This window comes from Nocardioides ginsengisoli (genome assembly GCF_039537225.1).
GTDB lineage: Bacteria > Actinomycetota > Actinomycetes > Propionibacteriales > Nocardioidaceae > Nocardioides > Nocardioides ginsengisoli.
Genome location: NZ_BAABAC010000061.1, coordinates 1 through 681, shown reverse-complemented (window position 1 = coordinate 681; position 681 = coordinate 1). Strand labels below are relative to the sequence as shown.

The 681-nt window shown below is 74.9% G+C and carries 1 protein-coding gene; it reads right to left on the bottom strand.

Annotated elements, in window-relative coordinates; genetic code table 11:
- On the bottom strand, positions 1-681 hold a 681-nt coding region (locus AB4880_RS26075; RefSeq protein WP_437440517.1), incomplete at both ends, for a DUF222 domain-containing protein.

The window sequence follows — 681 nt, the reverse complement described above, 5'->3', positions numbered from 1 at the left end:
AGGGCTGCCCTCGAGGTCGAGCATGAGGTCGGCGCGGGCGAGCTCGCCGAGGGCCTGGGAGCGGCGGACGTCGAGGGAGGCGTCGCTGCCCAGGCTCCCCAGGAGCGTTGCGCGGCGGGCGATGGCGTCGTCGAGGTCGTGGGCGTCGGCGGCGTCGAGGAGGCCGGAGATGGACGCCTGGCCGTTGCTGTTGGGCTCGTCGATGTCGACGTAGCGCTGGTCCGCGGCGGCCGCGCGCTCGGCCTCGGCGCGCTCGGGGTCGAACCGGAGGATCGCTTCGGCGATGAGCCGGTCGAGCTGGGCCCAGCCGACGCCGGAGGCGTTGAAGAGGTTGCGGTCGACGAATGCCGCGGCGTCGGCGGAGAGCGGGCCGACCATGTCGGCCATCCGCGCAGCGCGCCACGGCGCGAGACGTCCGGCCATGACGGCGGCCCACACGTGGGGGAGCCGCCAGGCGCAGCCCAGGATCCGCCCGACGTAGGCGCGGCCGCCGTCGGGCGAGCGACCGAGGACGGCCACGAGCTCCATGAGCGCGAACTCCGACACCAGCGGAGCCCCGTCGCCCGCCAAAGGCAGGCCGGTGTCGATGAACCCCTCGCGGACCGTCGCCGCGCCCTCGACACCCTCGACCACGTTGGCCTCAGCCCAGGCCGCGATCGTCGCCCACTCCCGGATCAGCGA